This is a genomic window from Streptomyces sp. NPDC093097 (assembly GCF_044754325.1).
Classification (GTDB): Bacteria; Actinomycetota; Actinomycetes; order Streptomycetales; family Streptomycetaceae; genus Streptomyces.
Map to the genome: position 1 here is coordinate 175,568 of NZ_JBIVOW010000005.1, position 22,648 is coordinate 198,215.

At 70.5% G+C, this 22,648-nt stretch carries 17 protein-coding genes and 1 pseudogene; 6 read left to right on the forward strand and 12 right to left on the reverse strand.

Annotated features, from left to right (window positions below):
* Positions 1 to 52: 52 nt before the first annotated feature.
* Positions 53 to 814: a TetR/AcrR family transcriptional regulator gene (locus ACIQE0_RS10865; RefSeq protein ID WP_402330664.1), complete on the forward strand. Its 762-nt coding sequence runs from the start codon at positions 53 to 55 to the stop codon at positions 812 to 814.
* Here the strand turns inward: ACIQE0_RS10865 and ACIQE0_RS10870 are convergent.
* Genes ACIQE0_RS10870 through ACIQE0_RS10880 form a run of 3 tightly spaced genes read right to left on the reverse strand, consistent with a single transcriptional unit; the run spans position 778 to position 4,243 of the window.
* Positions 778 to 2,415 carry an amidohydrolase gene (locus tag ACIQE0_RS10870; RefSeq protein WP_402330667.1) on the reverse strand — a complete coding sequence of 546 codons (1,638 nt, stop codon included), beginning with the start codon at positions 2,413 to 2,415 and terminating at the stop codon, positions 778 to 780. The two genes, ACIQE0_RS10865 and ACIQE0_RS10870, sit on opposite strands and share 37 nt — an antisense overlap.
* 23 nt (positions 2,416 to 2,438) lie before the next feature.
* Positions 2,439 to 3,968: an APC family permease gene (locus tag ACIQE0_RS10875; RefSeq protein WP_402330669.1), complete on the reverse strand. Its 1,530-nt coding sequence runs from the start codon at positions 3,966 to 3,968 to the stop codon at positions 2,439 to 2,441.
* Positions 3,969 to 4,003: 35 nt separating this feature from the next.
* Positions 4,004 to 4,243, reverse strand: coding sequence for a hypothetical protein (locus ACIQE0_RS10880; RefSeq protein WP_402330671.1), 240 nt, complete (start codon positions 4,241 to 4,243; stop codon positions 4,004 to 4,006).
* Positions 4,244 to 4,334: 91 nt separating this feature from the next.
* On the opposite strand from ACIQE0_RS10880, the gene ACIQE0_RS10885 reads away from it, so the two are divergent.
* Both ACIQE0_RS10885 and ACIQE0_RS10890 read left to right on the forward strand, forming a co-directional pair.
* On the forward strand, positions 4,335 to 5,720 hold the full coding sequence (locus ACIQE0_RS10885) for an aminopeptidase P family protein (protein ID WP_402330672.1): 1,386 nt from the start codon (positions 4,335 to 4,337) through the stop codon (positions 5,718 to 5,720).
* 181 nt (positions 5,721 to 5,901) lie between these two features.
* Entirely contained in the window at positions 5,902 to 6,621 is a 720-nt protein-coding gene (locus ACIQE0_RS10890) for a GntR family transcriptional regulator (RefSeq protein ID WP_402330674.1), read from the forward strand.
* 173 nt (positions 6,622 to 6,794) lie between these two features.
* On the opposite strand, the gene ACIQE0_RS10895 is transcribed toward ACIQE0_RS10890, so the two are convergent.
* From ACIQE0_RS10895 to ACIQE0_RS10920, 6 genes and pseudogenes are all read right to left on the reverse strand, one after another.
* Positions 6,795 to 9,548 carry an alkaline phosphatase family protein gene (locus tag ACIQE0_RS10895; protein WP_402330676.1) on the reverse strand — a complete coding sequence of 918 codons (2,754 nt, stop codon included), beginning with the start codon at positions 9,546 to 9,548 and terminating at the stop codon, positions 6,795 to 6,797.
* A 4-nt stretch (positions 9,549 to 9,552) separates the two neighbouring features.
* Complete coding sequence (locus tag ACIQE0_RS10900) at positions 9,553 to 10,914, reverse strand: ABC transporter permease (RefSeq protein ID WP_402330677.1); 1,362 nt, start codon at positions 10,912 to 10,914, stop codon at positions 9,553 to 9,555.
* Positions 10,911 to 11,852, reverse strand: coding sequence for an ABC transporter ATP-binding protein (locus ACIQE0_RS10905; RefSeq protein ID WP_402330679.1), 942 nt, complete (start codon positions 11,850 to 11,852; stop codon positions 10,911 to 10,913). The genes ACIQE0_RS10900 and ACIQE0_RS10905 overlap by 4 nt, the downstream gene beginning before the upstream one ends.
* 580 nt (positions 11,853 to 12,432) lie before the next feature.
* Positions 12,433 to 13,107 carry a hypothetical protein gene (locus tag ACIQE0_RS10910; protein WP_402330680.1) on the reverse strand — a complete coding sequence of 225 codons (675 nt, stop codon included), beginning with the start codon at positions 13,105 to 13,107 and terminating at the stop codon, positions 12,433 to 12,435.
* 288 nt (positions 13,108 to 13,395) lie between these two features.
* Positions 13,396 to 14,889, reverse strand: coding sequence for a carboxylesterase/lipase family protein (locus ACIQE0_RS10915; RefSeq protein ID WP_402330681.1), 1,494 nt, complete (start codon positions 14,887 to 14,889; stop codon positions 13,396 to 13,398).
* 142 nt (positions 14,890 to 15,031) lie between these two features.
* Positions 15,032 to 15,376, reverse strand: a pseudogene (locus tag ACIQE0_RS10920) (hypothetical protein); the annotation flags it as partial.
* 12 nt (positions 15,377 to 15,388) lie between these two features.
* Between ACIQE0_RS10920 and ACIQE0_RS10925 the strand changes: the two are divergent.
* Positions 15,389 to 16,210, forward strand: a complete 822-nt coding sequence (locus ACIQE0_RS10925) for a class I SAM-dependent methyltransferase (protein ID WP_402330682.1) — start codon at positions 15,389 to 15,391, stop codon at positions 16,208 to 16,210.
* An 8-nt stretch (positions 16,211 to 16,218) separates the two neighbouring features.
* Complete coding sequence (locus tag ACIQE0_RS10930; protein WP_402330683.1) at positions 16,219 to 16,893, forward strand: pentapeptide repeat-containing protein; 675 nt, start codon at positions 16,219 to 16,221, stop codon at positions 16,891 to 16,893.
* Positions 16,894 to 17,504: 611 nt separating this feature from the next.
* On the opposite strand, the gene ACIQE0_RS10935 is transcribed toward ACIQE0_RS10930, so the two are convergent.
* From ACIQE0_RS10935 to ACIQE0_RS10945, 3 genes are all read right to left on the reverse strand, one after another.
* Positions 17,505 to 18,551, reverse strand: coding sequence for a DUF6801 domain-containing protein (locus ACIQE0_RS10935; protein WP_402330684.1), 1,047 nt, complete (start codon positions 18,549 to 18,551; stop codon positions 17,505 to 17,507).
* A gap of 102 nt (positions 18,552 to 18,653) precedes the next feature.
* The gene (locus tag ACIQE0_RS10940; protein ID WP_402330685.1) at positions 18,654 to 21,509 is read right to left on the reverse strand and encodes an NACHT domain-containing protein; all 2,856 of its coding nucleotides are present in this window, start codon (positions 21,507 to 21,509) and stop codon (positions 18,654 to 18,656) included.
* Positions 21,506 to 21,805 carry a trypco2 family protein gene (locus ACIQE0_RS10945; RefSeq protein WP_402330686.1) on the reverse strand — a complete coding sequence of 100 codons (300 nt, stop codon included), beginning with the start codon at positions 21,803 to 21,805 and terminating at the stop codon, positions 21,506 to 21,508. The genes ACIQE0_RS10940 and ACIQE0_RS10945 overlap by 4 nt, the downstream gene beginning before the upstream one ends.
* A 458-nt stretch (positions 21,806 to 22,263) precedes the next feature.
* Here ACIQE0_RS10945 and ACIQE0_RS10950 point away from each other — a divergent pair, with 458 nt between their 5' ends.
* Positions 22,264 to 22,644, forward strand: coding sequence for a VOC family protein (locus tag ACIQE0_RS10950; RefSeq protein WP_402330688.1), 381 nt, complete (start codon positions 22,264 to 22,266; stop codon positions 22,642 to 22,644).
* Positions 22,645 to 22,648: the final 4 nt, after the last annotated feature.

Below are 22,648 nucleotides of genomic sequence, written 5' to 3' on the forward strand. Positions count from 1 at the left end.
GTTCCGCTCTTGATCTGTCCTACGCCAATGCCGTTGACGTACTCTGCCGGGCATGAGCGAACGTGTGGTCCCCGAGCCCCGGCGGCGACGCCGTCGGCCCACCAAGCAGGGCGTCGTGCTCTCCCAGGAACTGATCGTCGACACGGCTCTGCGCCTGATCGGCCAGCACGGCGCCGACGCGCTCACCGTCCGGCGGCTCGGCGCCACGCTCGGCGCCGACCCCAGCGCCGTCTACCGCTACTTCCACAGCACCGACGACCTCCTGCTCGCCATCGCAGACGAGCTCATCGGCCGTGCCCAGTACGCCTGGGAGCCCACCGGAGACTGGCGTGCCGACCTGCGTGCCATCGGCCTGCGCATCCACGCCAGCTACCAGGCCCACCCCCAGGCCGCTCTGCTCGCCGCCCACCGCACCACCGGGCGCCTCCACGAGATCGCCGCCGTCGAGGCGATCCTCGGCGTCCTGCGCGGGGCGGGCTTCCCCGACCTGGAGGCCGTCCGCATCTACCACGCCTTCGTCGACCAGAGCCTGGGCTTCGCCGCGCTGGACGCCGCCGCCCTCACCCTCCCCGCCGCGGCCCAGACGGCGGACCTGCAGGTCTGGCCGGCCTCCTACGCCCGCCTCGACGCCACCACCCACCCGCACATCGCCGCCACCGCCCACCTGCTCACCTCCGACATGCGCCGCAGCGGCTACCCGTACGCCCTCGACCTCCTCCTCGACGCCGCCGAGGCCCGCCTCACGGCGCTGCACGGCGGCGACGACCTGCGAGGCGTTCAGTCCACCGCGTGGACGAGTTCCCCGCCGACGTAGGTGCGCAGCACGCGGGCGTCGGCGATCTCCTCGGCGGGGCGGGTCAGGATGTCGCGGTCGAGGACGACCAGGTCGGCGAGGTGTCCGACGGCCAGCCCGCCCGCGTCGTCGTGGCCGTTCACATGGGCGGATCCCGCCGTGTACGCGGCGAGGGCGGAGGCCAGGTCCAGGCGCTGCTCGGGCAGGAAGACCCGACTGTCGGTGGCCTCCGGCTCCCTCCGGTTGACCGCGACGTGCAGCCCGGCCAGCGGGTCCGGGCTGCTCACCGGCCAGTCGCTGCCCGCCGCCAGGGTGGCGCCCGCGCGCTGGAGCGCGCCGAACGGGTACTGCCAGGCGGCGCGTTCGGGGCCGAGGAACGGGATGGTCAGTTCGTCCATCTGCGGCTCGTGCGCGGCCCACAGCGGCTGGATGTTGGCGATCGCGCCGAGCTCGGCGAAGCGCCGGATGTCGTCCGGGTGGACCACCTGGAGGTGGGCGAGGTGGTGGCGGGTGTCGCGCCGCCCGTTGGCCGTCCGAGCGGCCTCGACCGCGTCCAGCGCCTCGCGGACCGCCCGGTCGCCGAGGGCATGGAAGTGCACCTGGAAGCCGAGCGCGTCCAGTGCGCAGACGTACCCGCACAGGGCCTTCGGATCGACGAAGCTGAGGCCCGAGTTCGCCGTGGCGCAGCCGCAGCCGTCCAGGTAGGGGCTGGTCATCGCGGCGGTGAAGTTCTCCGCGATACCGTCCTGCATGATCTTCACCGAGCCGGCCCGGAACCGTCCATGGCTCAACTCGGCGCGGCGCTCGACCAGTTCGGGGATCTGCTCGGCGCCACGGTCGCGGTCCCACCACAGCGCGCCGGTCACCCGGGCGGTCAACGCGCCGGAGCGGGCGGCGGCCAGATAGGCGTCGGAAGGGTCGGGCTGGCCGTTGAACACACCGAGCAGCGCGTCCTGCCAGCCGGTGATGCCGAGCGAGTGCAGCAGGCTCTGCGCCCACAACAGGCCGGCCAGCCGTTCTGCGGCGGTGGGAACCGGCACCAGCCGGGCGACCAGGCCGGTGGCGCCCTCCTGGAGCGTGCCGCTCGGAGTGCCGTCGGCCTCGCGCTCGATCCGGCCGTCGGCCGGGTCGGGGGTGTCGCGGGTGAGGCCGGCCAGTTCCAGGGCGCGGGTGTTGACCCAGGCGCCGTGATGGTCGCGGTTGGTGAGGTAGACCGGGCGGTCCGGGACGACGGAGTCGAGCAACTGCCGTGTCGGCAGCCCGCCGTCGAAGCTCTCCAGCGACCAGCCGCTGCCGGTGATCCACACCCGGTCGGGGTCGGCCTCGGCGTAGGCGCGGATCCGCTCCAGGTACTCGGCCACGCCCACCGTGCCGGTGAGGTCGCAGGCGGCCAACTCGACGCCGCCGAAGACCGCGTGGACGTGGGCGTCCTGGAAGCCCGGCAGCAGCAGCTTGCCGGTGAGGTCCACGACCTCCGTGTGCGGCCCGATCAACTCGCGGACCTCGTCGTGCCCGACGGCGGTGATCCGCTCACCGGTCACGGCCAGGCTGCTCGCCCGGGTGCGGGCGGCGTCGCCGGTGTGGACGGGACCGTGGGTGAAGACCAGATCGGCCTCGGTCATGGTGGGGCTCCGTTCTTGCGGTGTCAGTCAGTGGGATGGAGGAAGTACGGCGAGCGCCGCCGCCAGCGGGCCCAGGCCGCCGACGGCAGTCCGGTGACGACCATCAGCGCCACCACGGCCAGTTCGAACCACCCGTTGTCGGCGGCCAGTTCGAAGTGGTCGGTGGAGTCGTAGAAGGTCCAGGCCAGGTAGCCGCCGACGGCGAGCAGCGCCGCGGCGCCGAGCAGCGGCGCGACCACGGCGCGCAGACCCTGCAGCAGGTCGGTACGGAGCAGGCGGCGGAAGCGGACGGCGGCCGCGACGGCGGTGAGCGCGTAGTACAGCGCGACGATGACGCCGATCGCGTTGACGGCTGCCGAGATGAGGTCGTTGACAGTGGGGATGACGAGCGAGGCGAGGGCGAGGAGCACGGCGCCGCCGGTGATCAGCAGGGTGCCGACCGCGGGAGTGGCGTACCGCGGGTGCAGCCGGGTCCAGATCGGCCCGAGTACGCCGTCGCGGCCCATCGCGTACATCCCGCGCGCGGTCGGGATCACCGAGGACTGCAACGAGGCCACGGCGGAGAACATCAACGCGATCAACGGCAGTGCGGCCAGCGGCTGATGAGCGAGCCTGGCGCCGAAGTAGGTCAGTCCGTGCGCGCCGTTGTCGGCCAACTCCTCCAGCGGGAGCACCCGTTGGAAGGCCGTGCCGGCCAGCAGGAAGAGCAACAGCATCACCACCAGCGCGAGAAAACCGCCCCGGGAGGCGTCGCGTGGATCGCGCACCTCCTCGCCGACGCTGAACACCGACTCGAAACCCCAGTAGCAGAACACCGCCAGCACCATGCCCTGCGCCACCGCGCCCAAGGAGGGGATGTCGAAGGGGTTGAACCACTGGAGCGAGAACGGCTGGTCCCCCGCGAACAGCCCGTACCCGCAGAAGCCGAGCAGCACCAGGTACTCGAACACCAGCAGTGCCTTCTGCAGCCGGGCGGCGAGGTCGAGGCCCTGCACGGCGACCAGTGCGGCGCCGATCAGGACGACGAGCCCGAGCAGGGTGCACTGCACGGTCGAGTCGGCGTCCAGCCGCAGGCCGGCGACGCTGCGCAGGTGTGCCTCGGCAAGGAGTTGGATGATCGCCGAGCCGGTGACGGTGGTGGTGTACGCCATGAAGACCACCGTGCCGACGGTGTTCACCCAGCCGGTGAGAAAGCCCAGCCAGGGGCTGAGGGTGCGGCCGACCCAGCGGTAGCTGCTGCCGGCGTCCGGCTCGACGGCGTTCAGCCGCCCGTAGCCGCCCGCGATGGCGAGCACGGGCAGGAAGGCCAGCAGCATGATCGCGGGCAGGTGCAGGCCGACGATCCCGGCCATCAGGCCCAGGCCGATGCCGATGCTGCTGGTGGCGGCCGTACTGGAGGCGGCGATCGCCGCGCCGTCCAGCAGGCCGATGGACTGGCGCATCGCGCCGTGGTCCGCGCCCGTTCTCGGACCGGATCGCATGTCCTTCACCGTCGACGCCAACGGATCACCGCCTCGCTCGTGGGGGTGGGGGGTGGGGGAAGTGCGAGTCATGAAACCGGCGGCTCCGTTACACGTCAATGCCGTTGTCATAAGCGGTCGCGGGCGTAGAGGTCCCGGTCGGCGAGGAACGGAAACCTGGCGGCGCAGTCCCGACCGAAGCCGGTCACGACGGAGCGCAGCTCGGCGCGCGACATCGGGATGCGGGTGCCGGGAACGCCGGTGACGTACGCGAACGTAGCGGCGAGCTGCTCGCCGGTGAGGCTGTCGACCGGGATTGCCCGCGGATCGACGGGGTCGCTTCTCCAGGGTGGTACGTAACATAGCAATGTGAAATTGCACTCGCTCGCGGGCTGAGTCTCCGGCCCCAACTACCACCAGCAAACCGGCTGTTCACCCCACCCGACACCTGGAGATCTCGTGACCGACTCTCCCGCACGCCCGGGAACCGAACGACTCCACACCACGAGCCACGACCTCGCCGTCTCGCCGGAACTGGCCGCCTTCCTGGCATCCAGCTGGGCGAAGAGTCCGCTCGTCGGAGAGCTGCGCCTCCCCGCGGCGGACCTGACGGCCGGCCGCCGGGAGCGCCTGTCGGCCCGCTTCCCCGGCGAACGGCTGATCGTCCCGGCGGGCGATCTCCACGTCCGCTCCAACGACTGCGACCACCGGTTCCGCCCCCACAGCGCGTACGCCCACCTCACGGGGCTGACCGGCGAGGACCAGGCCGGTCACGCCCTCGTCCTGGAGCCGAGCGGCCCCTCAAGGCACGAGGCGGTCCTCCACCTTCGCCCCCGCTCCCCCCGCACGGCCGGCAGCGCGGAGTTCTACCGCGACCGCCGCCACGGCGAGTTCTGGGTGGGACGCCGCCCCGATCTCGACGAGGCCGCGCGCATGACCGGCGTCCGCTGCGTACCGCTCGACGACGCCGCTCCCCTGCCGCCCGGCCGCAACGCCGCCGACGACCCCGAACTGCGCGCGGCACTCAGCGAACTGCGCCTGGTCAAGGACGCCTGGGAGGTGGGTCAACTGCAACTCGCCGTCGAGCACACCACCGCCGGTTTCGAGGACGTGGTCCGGTCGCTGCCCACAGCCCTCGCCCACCCGCGCGGCGAGCGGTGGATCGAGGGCGTGTTCAACCTTCGGGCCCGCGCGGAGGGCAACGGCACCGGCTACGACACCATCGCCGCCTCCGGGGCCCACGCCTGCGTCCTGCACTGGATCCGCAACGACGGCGCCCTCGACGCCGGCCAACTCCTCCTGCTCGACGCGGGAGTCGAGACCGACACCCTCTACACCGCCGACATCACCCGCACCCTCCCGCTCTCCGGCCGGTTCTCCCCCGTTCAACGCGAGGTCTACGCGCTCGTCCTGGCCGCACAGGAGGCAGGCATCGCCGCCCTGCGCCCCGGGGCGAGCTTCCGCGACTTCCACCGGGCGGGGATGCGGGTCATCGCCGAGGGCCTGGCCGAGTGGGGCATCCTCAAGTCCCCCGACGGCGACCTGTACCGCCGTTACACGCTCTGCAGCAGCGGCCACATGCTGGGGCTGGATGTGCACGACTGCGCACAGGCGCGCGCCGAGACCTATCTGGACGGCGTGCTGTCCGAGGGAAACGTCCTGACCGTGGAGCCCGGCCTGTACTTCCAACCGGACGACGAGACGCTGCCGCCCGAACTGCGCGGCATCGGCGTCCGCATCGAGGACGACCTGGTCATCACGGCCGAGGGGGCACAACTCATGCCGGCGCCACCCCGGACTCCGGACGCGATCGAGGACTGGATGGGCGCCCTTCTGGAGACGTGAGGAGGGATGTCCGCACACTCCCCGAAGAGAAGCAGGGGGCCGGCGACTTGGCGGACTCGCACCGCCCGGCCCCGCCGTGCACGGCCCGCGCACCCGTCCACGTGAGCAACGGGCCATTGTACGCTGGTGATCCGCTCGGCCGGGAAGGCGCGGCGGCAGGCACGAAGGGAACACCACCGCCATGGGCCATCTGACACAGCACGGCCTCATCACCGCGCGCGAGCGGCTGCGCGACCAGGTGGCCCACGCACTGCACGCGGCACTGATCTCCGGCGAACTCAAGCCCGGCGAGGTCTACTCCGCACCGGCACTCGCCGAAGACCTCGGGGTCTCGGCGACGCCGGTGCGCGAGGCGATGCTCGATCTCGCGCGCGAGGGCATGGTCGAGCCGGTCCGCAACAAGGGCTTCCGGGTCACCGAGGTCGATGCACGCGACCTCGACCAGTACACGGAGATCCGGACCCTGATCGAAGTGCCCATGATCGGCCGGATCGCCCGCAGTGCGGCCCAGGAGGACCTGGAGGCGCTGCGCCCGATCGCCGAGGAGATCGTGCGCGCCGCCCGTGCGCACGATCTCATCGGCTATCTGGAGGCCGACCGCCGCTTCCACCTCTCGCTGCTCGCCCTGTCGGGCAACGACCGCCTGGTGGAAACCGTCGGCGATCTGCGCAAGCGCTCGCGCCTGTACGGCCTGACCGCTCTGGACGAGCGCGGCGAGCTGCTCCCGTCGGCCGAGGAGCACCTGGAGCTTCTCGGCCTGATGCTGACCGGGGACGCCAAGGGCGCCGAGAAGTGCATGACCCGCCACCTGGGGCATGTACGCACCCTGTGGGCCGAGGGAGAACAGGACCGGACGCCGGCCAAGGACACCGGGAAGCGGAGGCGCGGCGCCACGCGCTGAGCCCACGCCACCCGGTCGCCGCCGGACGACGGCGCGGGACACCGTGCCGCCGCGCCACGACGCTGCGGCGCACTCACCTGCCAACCAGCCATGCGCCGAAGCCCGTTGACGACAGCGCCTCGCCGATGTCCGGGCCGCGGTGAAGCCATGCGCCCCTCAGCCGCCGGCAGACATCAACCGTCGTTCTCCGAGGAAGGAATGTACGCCCCCGGCACATCCTGCGGCGCGAAGATCTTGTTCTCGCCCGGGTACGGCGTGTTCCAGTTGTGCGTCTCGTACCAGGTGAGGTGGTTCATCTGGGCGGGGTTGGCGTAGTCGGGGACGGCGTGGGGGCCGGTCAGCCGCTGCTTGGACTTCCACGTGTCCCAGGTTGCCGCCAGGCCCTGCTTGTCCGCCGGTACCTTCGCGGGCGAGACGGCCGCCGCCTTGGGGCTCTGCGGTGCCGGGTTGTCCGAGCCGCAGGACGGCTGGGTCTTCAGACCGTCGGTGAGGGGGACGCGGTTGGGCTGCGCCTTGAACGCGGTGGTGTCCGGGTGGGCGGTGAAGGCGCCGCTCATGGGGCTGGCCGCGCTGTCCTTCTGGTTCATCGGGTGGATCCCAAGGATCTGCTCGATGGTCCGGATCATCGTGATCTGGGTGTAGTAGTGACTGTCGGTCCTGCCGTGCTGTGCCCAGGGACTGATGATCTGGATCGGGGCCCGGTGCCCGTCGACGTGGTCGAGGCCGGCCTGGGAGTCGTCCTCGACGACGAAGATGGCCGAGTCCTTCCAGTACTTGCTGTGCGAGATCTTGTCGACCATCTTGCCGACCGCGAGGTCGTTGTCCGCGACCTGGGCGGACGGGCTCGCGGGACCACCGGTGTGGTCGTTGGAGAACCAGAACATGTTCAGGTTCGCCGGCCCGTGCTTCTCGAAGTCCTGCTTCCAGACCTGGTACTTGTAGACGTCCGGGACGTCGAGGTCGAACATCGGGAAGCCGGGCACCGACACGTCGTTGAGCGAGGGGATCGCCGACCCGGTCTTGATGGGGTAGGCCGTCGGCTTCCCGGTTGCGTCCATGGTCTTGGCGTCGCAGTACAGGTTCTGCCAGGACGCTCCGGACGGCTTGCTCTCCACCGACTGGAACTCACCGAAGTCCTTGACGGACTTGCCTGCCGCCTGCGCACCGGTCCACAGAAAACCGGACTTCTGGTGGCCGAGAGCGTCGTTCTCGGTGTCGTAACTGCGCTGGTACTCACCAGCCGAGGACTCGGTGTACTCCGGATTGTCGCTCTGCATCAGCCAGTTGTGGCCCTCGGCGGAGTTCGTGCCGATGTCATAGGTGTTGTCGTACAGCCCGAACTGCCTGGCCATCGCATGCTGGTTCGGCGTCACGTTCTCGCCGAACTGCGCCAGCTTCGCATCGCCGTTGCCCTGCGGGATGTCACCGAAGACCTGGTCGTAGGTCCGGTTCTCCTTGACGATCAGGAAGACGTGCTTGATCGTCGAGGGGTCGCCGAGCCGCTTCGGGACCGCCGTCGGCTTCGCGTGGCTCTTGCCGTCGGCCTTCTTGACCGCGCCGCCCGTCCAGCCGTTCTGCTTGAAGACCTTGGCCGTCTGGGACCTGATGACGCTGTCGTCCGGCAGGGTGAACCGCTGCAGGCTGGAGGTGGTGTCGTGGGTGCCGTGCGCGCCGCTGGTGCTGGGGCGGCGGGCGTCGATACCACGGGTGTTGGAGACCAGCACCTGCTTGCCGACGGTGGCGATCTCCGAGGGGAAGTAGTCCGTGGGGAGCAGGCCGACGTAACTGACCGGCTCCTGCGGGCTCTTGTACTTGTACACGGCGACCGCGTTGGCGCGGCCGAGCGTCACCAGCAGACGACCGTCACCGGTGAGCGTCACCGCGTTGGGCTCGTAACCCACCGACGCCTCCGGCCACGGGCGGGTGGCGATGGTCTGCACGACCTTGTCCTTGGCGGTGCTGATGACCGACACGTCGTCGGAGACGGTGTTGGTGACGAACAGTGCCCCGCCCTTGGCGTACAGGGCGGTCGGGTGCAGACCGACGCCGATGCTCCTGACGGCGGCATCCGGCTTCGCCAGGTCGATGACGCTGACCGTGCCGGTGGTGGTGGCACCGGTCTTCGGGTCGGCCGGCACCTGGGTGTCGTAGGAGTTGATCGTGGTGTCGCCGGGCTTGGCCGGACGGCCGCCCTCGTTGCTGACGTAGAGCTTGTCGCCGACCTTGACCATGTCCCGCGGGGCGTTGCCCACGGCCCAGCTGTGCTTGACCGCCCCGGTCGCCGCGTCGAGGGCGACCACCTTGTTCTGGCCGTTGACCGCGGCGTACACGGTGGCGCCGTCGGACGAGAACACCGGCTCCCCCACCAGCGCGTGCTTGGTGCCGTCCGCCGGGATCTTGACGAACGCCGGGTCGCTGACGCTGCCGTCCGGATTCACCGTGAACTTGGTGTAGCCGTCGGTCTGTCCCAGCCACAGCTGCTTGCCGTCGGGCGAGTACGTGGGGCCTTCCTGGCCCACGGAGTTGCCGCTGAGGCGCGGGGTCGACGATGCGGAGGTGCCGACGAGCTGCTGCACCTTCCAGTTCTTGCGGTCGACGATGGCCAGCGCCGCTCCGCCGTCGGTCAGCGAGGCCGCGACGTGGGTGCCGTCCGGACTGACCGAGGACGACATGATCTTGCCGTTGTCGATGACGAGGCGGTCGCCGTACGGGGCGATGTACTGGTCGCTGGAGACGACCTGGCCATCAGCCGTCTTCTGGCCGACCTGGACGGTGCCGAACTGGTGCGTCTGGGCGTAACCGATGCCGGCGGTGGCGGCGAGGACGACCGCGGTGGCCGTGGCCAGGGTGCCGCGGCGGCTGAAACGTCTGCGGAGAGTGCCGGCACGGTCGTTCTCGTCATGCCGACGGCGGCGTATGACCTGCATGGAGTTATCCCTTCGAGGTGGCGAGCAGCGCGACATTGCCGTCGAACTGCCACAGCGGGTTGGGTGCGTCGCCCTGCGGCGTCCGCACCAGGAAGTAGCCGTTGACTTCCTTCGGTCCATCGCCATCGGCCATGAACCGCCCGTCCGGGGTCACATCGAGCTGATAGACGGCCTGGCCGGCGACGTCGACGCCGGGGAGGTGCCAGGAGACGACGCAGCGCCAGTCGTTGCCCGCCCCTTGCGCGGCAGTCCGGAGCCCGCCCTTGGTGCACGCCGCCTCGGCTTTGAGCTGGGCCTCGGTGACGTGGGGCCGGTGGAGCTGCTCGGTCTGCATGCGGTACAGGTGGGCGAATGCCGTGGCGACCGAGCGCTGCACCTTGTCCTGCTCGATCCCGGAGCCGGTGGCCGTGGCCGACGTGGTGAGGACCGCCACCGTCACGGCGACCAGCCCGGCCAGCGGCAGCGCCCCGACCGTGACCGCGCGGCGCCCCGAGCCGTCATAGCTCAGGTTCGTGAAGTCGCGCCGCAGGAACAGCAGGTAGGCCAGCGCCGTCGCCAGCACGGCCCACGCCAGACTGACACCGATGCCGATCAGGAGCGGGGCGAGCTGGGAAGGGCCGGTGAACAGGCCGTTCCAGGCGATGAAGGCGTAGCTGGGCAGGGCCAGGCGTACGGCGACGGGCAGCGGCATCATCTGGGCGAGCTGCATCGCGAGGGCGACGAGCACGGGCAGCAGCAGTCCCATCGGAGAGCGCCCCAGCGCGACGGACCCGAGCAGTCCGATCCCGGCGAGGGCGAGGGTCGGAGCGAGGACGCAGACCCAGGCGAGCAGGACCTTGACGGCGGCGTCCGCCGGCGTGAGCAGGTGGCCGTCAAGGCCGACCAGCGGCTGGTCGCCGACCGCCACGACCCCACCGGCCGCGCTGGAACAGGCCAGCCCGGCCACGAGCAGCATCAGGACGGTGAGGCTGGCGAACGCCTTCGCGGCGAAGATCCGCCGGGGCGACCGGACCACCACGAGCAGGTGGCGCCAGGTGCCGAGCCGGTCCTCCGCGGCGAACACGTCGCCGGCGACCACCGAGGTCAGCAGCGGAAGCACCCAGGTGCCCGCGAAGCCGAGCAGCACCAGCGGTCCGGCCCATCCCGTGGCGTGCATCCAGCGGCCGAAAAGGGTGTCGACGGGGAGCGTGCTCTGTTGGCTCACCGCGACGACGAAGAGCGCCGGCGCGATCCAGCAGGCAAGAACCAGCACGCGGATCCGCCACTGCGAGACCAGCTTGACCAGCTCGAAGCGGTAGCAACGCGCCACCGAGGTGCGGCGGGTAGCGGCACCGTGCGGCTGGGCGTGGGTGAGGGTCGCGGTCATCGTCCGGCCTCCTCCGGTTCGGTGAGGGCGAGGAACGCTGCCTCAAGCGGTGATGTCACGGGGGAGAGCTCGCGTACCGCGACGCCCGCCTGCACCAGCCGCACCACCAGTTCGTCGAGGGCAGGCGTCAGCGCGCGCACGACGAGCACCTGCGCGCCGTGCCGCGCCCCGGCGTCGTCGACCAGGCGGATCCCGGCCGTTTCGGCAGCCAGTCGGCGGGCTGCGGACGCATCAGAGGTGCGTACCCGGTAGTCGAGTTCCTGCTCCTCGGCGGCCAGCTTGCTCAGCGGCCCGGAGAAGACGACCCGCCCGGTGGCGAGGATGGTGACGTCGGAGCACAGGGCCTCGAGGTCGTCCATGCGGTGGCTGGAGAGCACGACGCTGGTGCCGTCTGCCGCGAGCCGGGTCAGGACACCGTGTACGTGCCTTTTGCCCGCCGGGTCCAGACCGTTGGACGGCTCGTCGAGCACCAGCAGCCGGGGCTTGGTGAGCAGCGCCGCGGCCAGTCCCAGCCGCTGTCGCATGCCGAGGGAGAAGCCGCGGGCCCGTTCGTCGGCAACGTCGGTGAGCCCGACCTGCGCGAGCGCGTCGTCGATCGCCGTCGTCCGCGCGTCGTCACCGCGGAGAGCGGCCAGCGCGGCGAGGTTCTGCCGGGCGGTGAGCGAGGGGTAGAGACCGGGGCCGTCCACGAAGCCGGCGACACCGTCGGGAGCTTCGAGCGCCCGCCCGACCGGTGTGCCCCACATATCGAGACTGCCGCCGTCGGCGACGGCCAGACCCAGCAGGAGGCCGAGCAAGGTCGTCTTGCCTGCGCCGTTCGGGCCGACCAGGCCGTGAATCTGCCCCTGCGTCACATCCAGGTCGACGCCGTCGAGCGCGACGACATCGCCGAACCCCTTGGTGATCCCGCGAGCCCGGACAGCGAGGAGTGCGTCCATGAGTCCCTTCCTTGGAAAGCCTCACGGACCGTAGAGGAAACGCACAACGGTCATCAGGAGCAGTTAGTTGAATGCCCATGAAACGGTTGACGACCGGCATGCACCGCGACGATGCCCGGGCGGGCGCCGAGGAGCGCCGGGGTGTCGGCAGCGGCGGGGGCGGGAGTGGCGGGGTGTCGGCAGTGGCGGGCGCGATTGATGGCGCGGACGCGTAGGAGAAGGTGCGGCACTCTGCGCGGATGCCTGGATGCCTGGATGCCAGGATGCCAGGATGCCTGCCTGAAGAGCACAGCGGTTTTGTCGGCCGTGACAGCCGACCGGCAGACGTACGACGCTCGTTCATGGCCGGGCCTGCCTGGGGAGTACGAGCGAACGCCGCCGCTGTCCCGGCGACTTGCCCGACGCCCGATGGGCCCCGGTCGAACCCCTGTTGACGAGCTGGCGGGACGACAAGGCCCGCCACGGCCTCAACATCGGCCCCGCCCCAGCGGCCAGAGGAGGTCACGCACAACGCGCCTGCGCGCCCGGCGGGGCGTCAAGGCCCTCCGGGCGCGCATGGCGTGGGTGCGGGGTGTGCGGCTTACGGGTGGTACTTCTCTTCGACGGTCTCGGCCGCGCCGGACTTGCGGTCCAGGACGAGACGGACGGTGACGCTGTTGGTCTTCGCGGCCTTCTCCAGGTCCTCCAAGGTGCACCTGCGGTTGCCGTAGCCGTCCTTGCCGATGGTCACGCTGCCGTCGTCGGTGGAGCAGATCGCGGCGGCGCCGAGGATGCGCGTGTCGGTGGCGACGTAGAACGCCTGCTCCATGCCGCCGCCTTGGGGCTTGACGGTCAGCTTGCCGGGCGCGAGGTAGCCCAGCGTGCCGACGAACGTGCGGTGGTTGCCCGCCTGGGCAGTGCCGCCCCCGACGGGCGCGGACCCGCCGCCGGTGCGGCCCCCGGAGTGGCCGCCGGTGTGACCGCCAGTTTGGCCGCCGGTCCCGGAACCCCCACCGGTGCCCGAACCGGGGGCGGCGGGCTCGGACGGCGCCGCCGAGGACTGGCCGCCGTTCTGGCCCTGCGGGCCGGAGCCGTCCGAGGACGGGGCGCCCGGGGGCTGGGTGGAGGCCGAGGCGCCGGGGGCGCCAGGGGCGCCCGCCGTCCCGGAGTCCGGCCCGCAGGCCGTGGCCCCCAGGCCCAGCGCCGCGGCGGCGACGAGGGCGGCGGCGATGCGGCGGCCGGAGCGGCCGCGAAGGCGGTTGGCGAAGGTGTTCATCAGGTCTCCCGTTGGTCTGTTCAGACGTCTCGCTCCGGACAACATCCAGCTTCGGAGAGCGGGTTGGCGTTCTGCTAACGGGTGGCTAATGCGGTGCCGCGGAGCACCGCAGCGCGCCTGCCGCCGACGATGTCACCGGCACCGACACCGAACAGCACTGGACGGCGATGCGGGAGGGGACGGGGAGACGGCCGGCGCCGTTCGGCGCCGAGCAGGTCGCAGCCCGGCACCGCGCCGGTCTTCGGCCGCGCCCATGCCGAACCGGCTGCCACCTCATACGACGCCCGGTCAGAAAACGCCGTCGATCCGGTACCAGACACCGGCCTGCCAGTCACGGCCCTCCCATACGGCACGGCGGGCGGCGTCCGGGTCGCTCTCCAGCCGGGTCCCGGTGGAGCCGAAGACCATGGTGGAACGGTTGGGAAGGACGTAGCGGGGCCACTCGGGGACCTGCGGCGTCGCGGGCGTTCCGGTGGTGACGAACGCGCCCCAGGCGGCATGGAGTTGTCCCCCCACGCCGGTGCCGCCCTGCCAGACGACCGAGCCGTCGGTGCCGTGCATGGCCGGGAGCTCGCCACCGGGGGCGAACTGCGGGGGGAAGCCCGTGAGGGGGCCGTCGTAGCGGGAACGCCAGACAGGGGCGTGGGCGCTCTGGGCGTCGGCGAGGCGGGTGGTGGGGATGGCGTAGCGCTCGGCGGTCATGATGTCGACGCGCAGGTCGGTCGGGTCCTCGCCGGGGGCGCTCGCGGCGTAGGCGGCGAGGATCTCGTCCCGTCCCTCTGGCCCGAAGCACTCCTCCAGAACGCGATCGGTCTGGGCGGCCGAGTCGGGTGCGCTCGACTGGTAGAGCAGGCACTCGCTGACGCAGTGCTGGGCGAGGAGGGGAATCCCCGCGGCGGCTCCGTCGGCGATGGCCTCCGTCGGACGGCGGGGGATGGCGAGTCCGTCGATGGCCGGGCGCCAGACCCAGGTGGCGTGCGGGCCCTGGGCGATCGCGTTCTGCGCCTGGAGGAGGTCGGCTGCGGGGATGTCGCGCAGCCGTTCGGGGTCGGCGCCGAGTTCCTTGCGGAGGCGGGCGGCGAGGGCCCGGCTCTGGTCCGGGCTGGCGACGTGGTCGCCGCCGCTGCTGGAGGCGGCCTGCTGGATGAGGCCCCGGGTGAGCGGGGAGGCCATCAGGTTGGAGACGGACTTGGCACCGGCGGAGAGGCCGTAGACGGTGACCCGGGCGGGATCCCCGCCGAAGGCCGCGATGTTGTCATGGACCCAGCGCAGGGCGGCGATCTGGTCGTGGGTCCCGTAGGCCCCGGTGTGCTTCTCGCCGAGCAGCGAGAGGAACCCGAAGGCGCCGAGGCGGTAGTTGAAGCCGACCACGACGGCGCCGTGGTCGCGAGCGAAGGCGACACCGTCGCCCACCATGTCGAAACCGCTTCCCGTGGAGTAGCCGCCACCATGGACCCATACGACGACGGGAGCCTGCCTGGCATCGGCGGGAGCGGTGACGTTGAGGTAGAGGCAGTCCTCGGACGGCGGCGGCAGCTCGGGGCCGACCGGATCCATCGCCCCGGACAGGCCCTCGGGCATGGGCGCCGGGGGCTGCATCGCCGGGTTGCCGGGCCGGGAGCCGTCGCGCACCTCGGTCCAGGGGCCGGCGGGCTGCGGGAGCTGCCAGCGCAGGGGCCCGACCGGCGGAGCCGCGTAGGGGATCCCGCGCCAGGTGAGCACGCCGTCGGCGGTCTCGATGCCGCGGACTCGGCCGCCGCTGGTCTGGATGGTCTGTGTCATGTCGGTCCTCCGGTTTGGCGGGCTGGCGGTGGCGGATCCGAAACACGTGCTCCGGCAGGGGCGTTCGCACCGTTCGTCGAGACTTGGGAACGACGCCCGTGCCGTAGCCGGACGGATACGCCTGCTCCCTGGTGCCGCATCAAGCGATCGCGTAGAGGTGTTCGACGCGGGCCTTCTTGGCGGCGTAGTCGGGGGCGCGGGATGCCTTCCTCCAGGTCTTTATGCGTGGAAAAGAGACGCCTTCCTCGCGGAGCAGGATGCGCAGGCCCCCGTGGCTGATGTCGTCGATGACTCCCTCGGCGACCAGGAAGTCGGCCGGCTTGGCCAGGCTTCAGGCTGAGAATGGCAGGCCGTCCTCTCGGATGATCCGCAGCAGTCGCTGCCCTTGATCGTCATCGATCTCGCGGATGCGTACGCGTTCTGCCACCCGTACATCCTGGCGAGACTTTTCCGGATTAAACGCAGTCAACGCGGAAGGCGACGTCATAAGTTGAGGCGCATGGCGACTACTGCTTCGCAAGAAGCATTCCTGCGAACTTTCCATGCCGAGCACCCGGCGGTGACGGCGGAGGCGTTCAGCCGTGGCCGCGCTCCGGACGGTCGGTCCAGTTATGAGATCTTGCGTGATCGGGTCGCCGGAAGCAGGCACGTGCTGGACGTTGGATGCGGTGATGGTCTGCTGCTGGAACTGCTGGCCCAGACGAACGGAAGGCAGCTGGCGGGGCTGGATCTGTCTGCCGAATCGCTGATGCTGGCGCGAGACCGACTCCCGCTGTCCGGGGCAAGGTTGGAGCAGGGCCGAGCTCAGGCACTTCCCTTCCCTGATGACACCTTCGATGCCTGCGTCTCCCACATGGCGCTGATGCTCATGGGTGAGATCGAGCAGGTCGCTGCGGAGGTTTCCCGGGTGCTGTCTCCGGGAGGTGTGCTGGCATGCGTAGTGGGAGGTGGGGCGGTCGGCGGTGAAGCATACGACCGTTTCCTTGGGCTGTTGCTCTCCACGCTTGAGGGAATGCCCAGCTCACAGCGCATCCCGAGACTGGGAGACAGGAGGACCCGCAGCCGTGATGGGCTTGACGAAATCCTCGGGCCAGTCGGTTTTGCAGAGGTGGAGTGGGAGACCGTTCCCATCGACCTCAGTGGCCCGGTACAACAGGTATGGGCTTCCGTTTCCGGCCTCTATGACCTTGGCCCCCTCGACCAGGCAACCGTCGAAGAGTTGCGTAAGTCCTTCTTCGCTGAGGCGAGAGAGCTCACAACATCAAACGGGCGTGTCCCCTGCGCGTTCAAGGTGCATGTGGCGACGGCACGTCTTCGGTAAGGAGCACCATGGACACCCTCGCCTTCGGCCGAGTCACGCTTACTCTCCCCGGCCTCGATGAGCCTGGCCTCTACCTGTCGAACGTCCAAACGCTGGTGAGCAGTCGCGGCGTCGTTCAGGACTTCCAGTACGCCGATGCCCAACTCCGCTCCCTGGAGTTGGACAACACTCGGCTCATCACCGGCCGCATCGCCCACCTTCGAACCGCGCAGTCCCGACTCGACGAAGTACGCCTCAACTCGGTCGAGTTCGACAGCGTCGACCTCGGCAGCGCTCAGTGGACCAACAGCAAGCTGTCCCGCGTGGTGTTCCGCAACTGCAAGATCATGGGCGGGGCCCTCGCCGGCCTCACCGTCGAAGACGTCCTCTTCGAGAACTGCAAGCTCGACTACAGCACGTTCGAGAAGATCCGGACCGCCGGCCCTGTCATGTTCTCGAAGTGCTCCTTGGTCGAAGCCGAGTTCCACGACTGCGACCTGAGCGGCACCGTCTTCTCCGACTGCGTGCTGCGCATGACCGAATTCGGCAAGGGCCGATACAAGGAGACGGACCTGAGGGGCAACGACTTGTCCTCCATCCGCGGCCTCACGAATCTCACGAAGGTACGTATCGATCCCGGGCAGCAAGCGGACCTCGCACAGGCCCTGGTAGCCGAGCTCGACATCAATCTCGGTGACGGCTGATACCAGGAAGGCCCGTATGCCGCTGTCCATCGTCCATGACGACGAAGCTGCGCTCCGTGCCCGGTGCGAGTCCGCCACGGTCAGAACCACGCGCTGCAACGACGGGCCTCAACCTCCGATTTGGGGTCGCCTGCACGCTTCGGAGCGGCCCTCAGAGGCGAAGGCCCGCACGTCAGGGTGAAGTGGCGGCGGGCGTCGGTCACGAAGGAGAAAGCAGGTGCTGCCATGGGTTCGGGAGCCGGTTTCGTCGTCGCCTTCTTCCTCCTTCTCTACTTGGTGCCCGCTGCGTGGCTCTGCCGCAAGGTAGCGGCCAAGACGTCGCAACGGTTCGGCTGGCTCATGGCTGCCGGACTCTTGGGTCTCCCCCTCGCCCTCATATTCAGCGGGTTCTTCCTGCACTGAGCTCCGGCCGGAGGGACCGGACGACCACGCCCTCGACCGATCCCGAGGCGGACTGGCCACCAGGACCACCAGGAGCACCAAGACCAGCAGGATTCACCTCGCTTGCGACCTCGCCTGCGGCCTCGCGTGACGACGCACACGATCCCCGGAGCCGCATGGCCGGGCACCCGCGACGGCGCAACGGATGCCACGGCCAGGCCCCGTCGGGGTCACCTGCCGCGCGACCGGAGGCGGATCGCGGCGGCGACGGCGACACCGCCTACGGCGAGCGTGCCCAGGGCCAGCAGGATGATGGTGATGATGTGCTGGGCGCCGGTGGTTGCGGTGCTGCCGGCGGGGTCGGCCGCGCCGTGCGCGGTGGCGTTCTCCCGTGCCGCGGCGCCCTTTGGATGCTGTGCCGAACTCGGCGTCGCTTCGGTGGGGTTCGCGCCGGTGGCGGAGGCCGACGCGGCGGAGGTGGGCGCCTGGGGCGTGGGGCTCGCCGCGGGGCCGGAGCCCTCGGCAGGCGTGGGTGGCGTGGTGCCCGGGTCGGTCGTGCCGGTACGCCGGGAGGTCGGCGAGCCGGTCGGCGCGCTGCTCCCGATGATGCGGAAGGTCGCCACCGTGTTGTGCTGTCCGGGCTTCAGTTTGCACGGGACTTCGGTCTTGCCCGGGTGCACTTTGCCGTTGGCGTCCCGCGGGACGACGTGCAGGGTGAGGTCGCCGACGGAGATCGACGCTTTGCCCGGTCGTTTGAAGGTGCGCGTCGGCGCGGTGCCGGTCGCGACGACGGAGAAGCCTCCGGATCCCGGGACCGCGGTCTTGGGCACGGTGAAGGGCACAGTGGTGTCGCTCCCGCCCCGCGGTGCGGTCACATGCACCGTGCCGTCCGCCGTGCCCTCGACGGACTTCACGCCGATCAACCGCAGCCCGCTCGCGATGGTCGAGTCCACCTGTGCCCGCGCGTGAAGGGCGAATCGCGAAGTGGGCTTGCCGACCACGGCCGTTGCGGGAACATCCGCGTCGATCTTCACCACGGCGGTCTGCGAGAACGACTGCACCGAGCAGGTGTATTTCAGCGTGATCGGCGTCGGCTCCGCGGCCGCGGGTCCGGCTCCCGCAACTCCCGTGATCCCTGTAATTCCGCCGGCAATCGCTACGGTCGTCGCCCGCCCCATGGCGCGGCGGGTGGCTGGGCTTCGAGGGCCGCCGCGGGTTCCTCCGCGCCGCTCGTTCCTGTATTGGTCATTCGTCATGTCGCCTCCCCCATAAGGCATGTGAACGTATGTGGTAAGGGTGGTTCCGCCATGTCATAGGCGTGTCACGGTCCGGAAGCAGATCGTCACCGGATCGGTCGCCAGGTCAGGAGTCGGGTCAACTCATCGGGAATCGGTGGGGTGTTGATCGCATCGCGTTGATTGCTTTGTGAATTCCTGGGTCAGGTGATCTCGGAGTGCCGCGTGGCGGAATTGGTAGACCGCACCGGCCTGACGCAACACCCCGCGTTCGCAGGCGTCGTCGAGGAAAGCGACGAGGGCCCAGGGCAATCGCCCAGTCAACGGCAGCCATATGCGGGAGAGGGCCACCCATTGGCCCCAGGCGGTGAAACAGAGTCCGTAGCCGAGCCCGCCGCCGAAGGCCGTCTCGCCCCCGAAGACGAGACCGGTCAGGATCCCGCGCACCGGCCCGTTGGTGATCCTGCCGACCGGATCGCTGCTGAGCCCGCTGGCGAACCCGGCCGCGAGGCCGAAGACCAGCGCCCACACCAGCATGTGGAAGGCCACGTTCTTGCGGTTGTCGTGCAGCAGGGCCGAGGGGCGGGCGGCGGAATCGATGTCACTGGGCACTTCCAGCCAGGCGGTGATCCCCAGCACCAGACCGATGCCCAGTCCGACCCCGGGCACGAACTCGATCGCGCCCATGAGCCCGCCGTCGAGCCCGTCCCCGAGCCCGATGTGCTCGACCACGCTCCGGTCCACGAGGACCAAGGTGAGCGCCGCCGGGGCACCGAGCGCGAGTCCCACCTTGAACCGGGGGAGGAATCTCCCGCGCTTCTCCCCCGTTCTGCCGAAGAGCTGTACGCGGACGCGTGCGGGCTTCGCCGCGCCCCGGGAGACGAATCCGTACCCGAGCCCGAAGCCGAGCCCGGCCACCAGGCCGTGGAGGAGCCCGACGACGAGCCCTCGTTCGAGCGCGAACCCGAGTCCGAACGAGGTGGCGACCAGGTCCACGGGGAGGTTGCCGACGGCTGTCGTCAGCCCGAGCGAGAGCGCGGCCAGGAATCCGATCACGAGTATGCGGGTGGAGCGGCGCAAGGTGATGCCCAGTTGCCACCAGGCGAGGTCGGTGGTGCCGAGTCGGGTCAGGTGCTCGGCGAGGTAGCCCAGCCAGAGTTGGGCACGGTCCGGGTCCCAGTGCCGCGGACGGCGCCGGCCGGTGTCGCCGTCCTCCTCGCTGTCGCTTTCGCTCTCGGTCGGCGGGCGCTCGTAGACGGCGGGGGTGAACGCCGCGAGGAGGTGTTTGCGCAGGGCGTCGGGGTCCGCGAACCGGCTGGTGTCCAGGAGTTCGGTGGGCCGCCGGTTGGGACGGTCGCTGTAGATGGCGCGCGCCATGGCCACCATCAGCGGGGTGGTGAGCACGGCGGCGAGGTGCTCCGCGCCCTCGGTGCGCGGCCGTTGACGCAGTGCGGCGAGGACGGGGCGCCACACCGTGTCGTGCAGACTGCCATCCGGGCCGGGGCGGCTGGCGCGGGGCAGGTAGTCGGCGAGGTCGGTCAGGGTGAGGCCGTCCAGCTCGATGACGGCGGCGGCGCTGAGCACGTCGTTGTCCGCCACGGCAGCGGCGTACTGCTCGGGACGGCTGGTCAGCAGCAGGCCCGTCGTCGTCGCGTTGAGCTTTCTGAGCGCTTCGCCCTGCAGACCGCCGGCGATCTCGTCGAACCCGTCGAGGACCGGCAGGATGCAGCCCGCGTCGAGCAGGGCCCCGGCCAGATTGCGTCCGGGCGATTCCGGGTCCCGGCCCGCCAGACCGTAGTCCTGTATCAGCTGGTCGCACATCCAGTCCCGCAGCGAGGTGGTCGCCGGGTTCCACGAGCCCAGGCCGAAGATGACCGGGACGGGGGCACCGGGTGTGCGGTCGCCCAGCCAGTCGAGGACGAAGCGCAGGGTCAGGATCGTCTTGCCCGATCCGGCCGCACCGAGCACCACCAACCGACGGGAGGGAAGGGAGCGGTACACGCGCACGATGCGGTCGAGCCGGCCGGCCAGTGGGAGCGGGCCGGGGTCCGCTCCGGCCGGCGCCCGACGGATATTGGCCCAGTGGTCGAACAGCCCCCGCTCGGCGGTCCGGAACCGCACGGCGAGCGGCATCGGATCGTGCACCTTCCGCCGCCGCTCCTCCCTGTCCCACTGGCTTTGGACGGTGGCGGCGAGCTTCCTGGCCGCCCCGCGCAGCCCCGCCGAGATGTCGGGGGGCGGGGGTGACGACCGCGGCAGTCGGTCCAGTCGGTCGCGGTCGACCGGCAGGTCGATCAGCGCGCCGAGCTCGTCGATCCGGGCCCGGGACAGGGAGGTGTACCAGCGGTTCACCGGGCGCGCCGTGAGCCTGCCGAGTCCGTCGCCGGGATGGTGCTCACTGATGATCCCGATCAGGCACCCGCCGCTCCACACCGCGGCCCCCGACATCCCCTCCCACGGGGAACGCTTCGGGTCGGGGTCGTCCCGCGGAGCTTCCAAGCCGGAGATCTCCAGGGTGCCTTGGCGCAGGCCCGCCGCGGGGACGGCCTGCCCGAGCGCATGCTGGGTGTCCCGATACGTACGGGGGGCACCGTGGTCCGGCGACGCCGTGTCGCGACGCAACCGGAATCTTGGGAATCCCAACGCCTCGCAGGCCACCGGCTGTTCGGGGCGGCCGAAGCGCACCGGCGGGACCTCGTCGGTGTACTGCCGGGCGAAATACGGGTCGTTGGAGATCCTGAGCAGGGCGACGTCCACGTCGGAGTCGTCCCAGACCGTCTCGGCGTCCACGTCCCACGTCACGCCGTCCTCGGTGACGAACCGCACCCGGACCGACACGGCGCCGCTCACCACATGTGCGGCCGTGAGCACCACGTCCCCGGTCACCTGGTAGCCCGAACCGCGCCGGCCCGCGCTCGCCCGGCGCGTGGTGACGATCTGGACCGCCCGCCGGGTGTCGAGCCCCTGCGGTTCCCACGCCCCGCCCGTGGCGGGACTCACTGCTCGTGACCGTCAGCCGCGCCGTGGACGAACGGCGGCTCGCCCGACCCCGCAAGGGTCGGCTGCAAGGACAACTTGATGCGCTGGGTCGACTGGGAACTCACCTTGCCCTCCGCACCCGACTCCACCACCCAGAACCGCACCTTCGCCCCCGCGTTCCCGCCGCGCTCCAGCTCGACCGCCACCTCTAGCTCGATCGGCCCCAACTCGAAGCGCAGCGCCTCGCCTTCCGCCTCACTGATCGCCTGCGCCAACTCCGTCCGCAGATCCCTGATCACACTGGCCAACTCGATCACGCGAGGCCCCCTTGCCGCTCACCGGTCACCGGCCACTGGTCACCGATACCGGAATACCCAGGACAGTGGGACCACGAAGCGTCCCGGACGTCACAAGGTCGGCGCATTCGAGCGTATTTCCCGAACCGCGCGCCGGAGCGAGCATCCCAACTGGGCACTGGTGTACGGCAGTACGACGCGCTTCGCTCCCGCCCCATGAGGAATCCGAACGCGACGAGTCCGCGGCTGTCGGGATGGCGGGGACCTCAGCCTTGGCGGCCATCTCCGGACGCAGGAGCGGAAAGCCGGGGCGGAAGCATGCGTTGAACGCGTCGCCTTCGCGGTTGCGGACCGCCGCGCCGGCCAAGGAAATCTCACGGCGTTCCGCGAAGCGCTCGCCACCACTTTCGATTCCCGCCTGCGCCGCTGGACGTCTCGGTGAAGACTGACCACCCCACCTCGTGAAGGGAACCGCCGCCGTGGACTACCGCCTCGAACTGATCCCGCTCCCGGTCGCCGACGTCGACCGCGCCAAGGCCTTCTACGCCGACCGGCTCGGCTTCAAGGTCGACCTCGACTTCAGCCCGAACGAGGCGTTCCGCGTCGTCCAGCTGACGCCGCCGGGATCGGCCTGCTCGATCTCCATCGGCTCCGGCATCGTCGGCACTCCCCCGGGCTCGGTCCAGGGCCTGCACCTCGTCGTCGACGACATCCACGCCGCCCGGGCCGAGCTGGTCGGCAACGGAGTCGAGGTCGCCGAGGTGGAGACCATGGGCGCGCCTGGCAAACCGGCCGTCTCCTACGCGGCGTTCACCGACCCGGACGGCAACGGCTGGACCTTGCAGCAGCTGCCCGGCTGAGCCA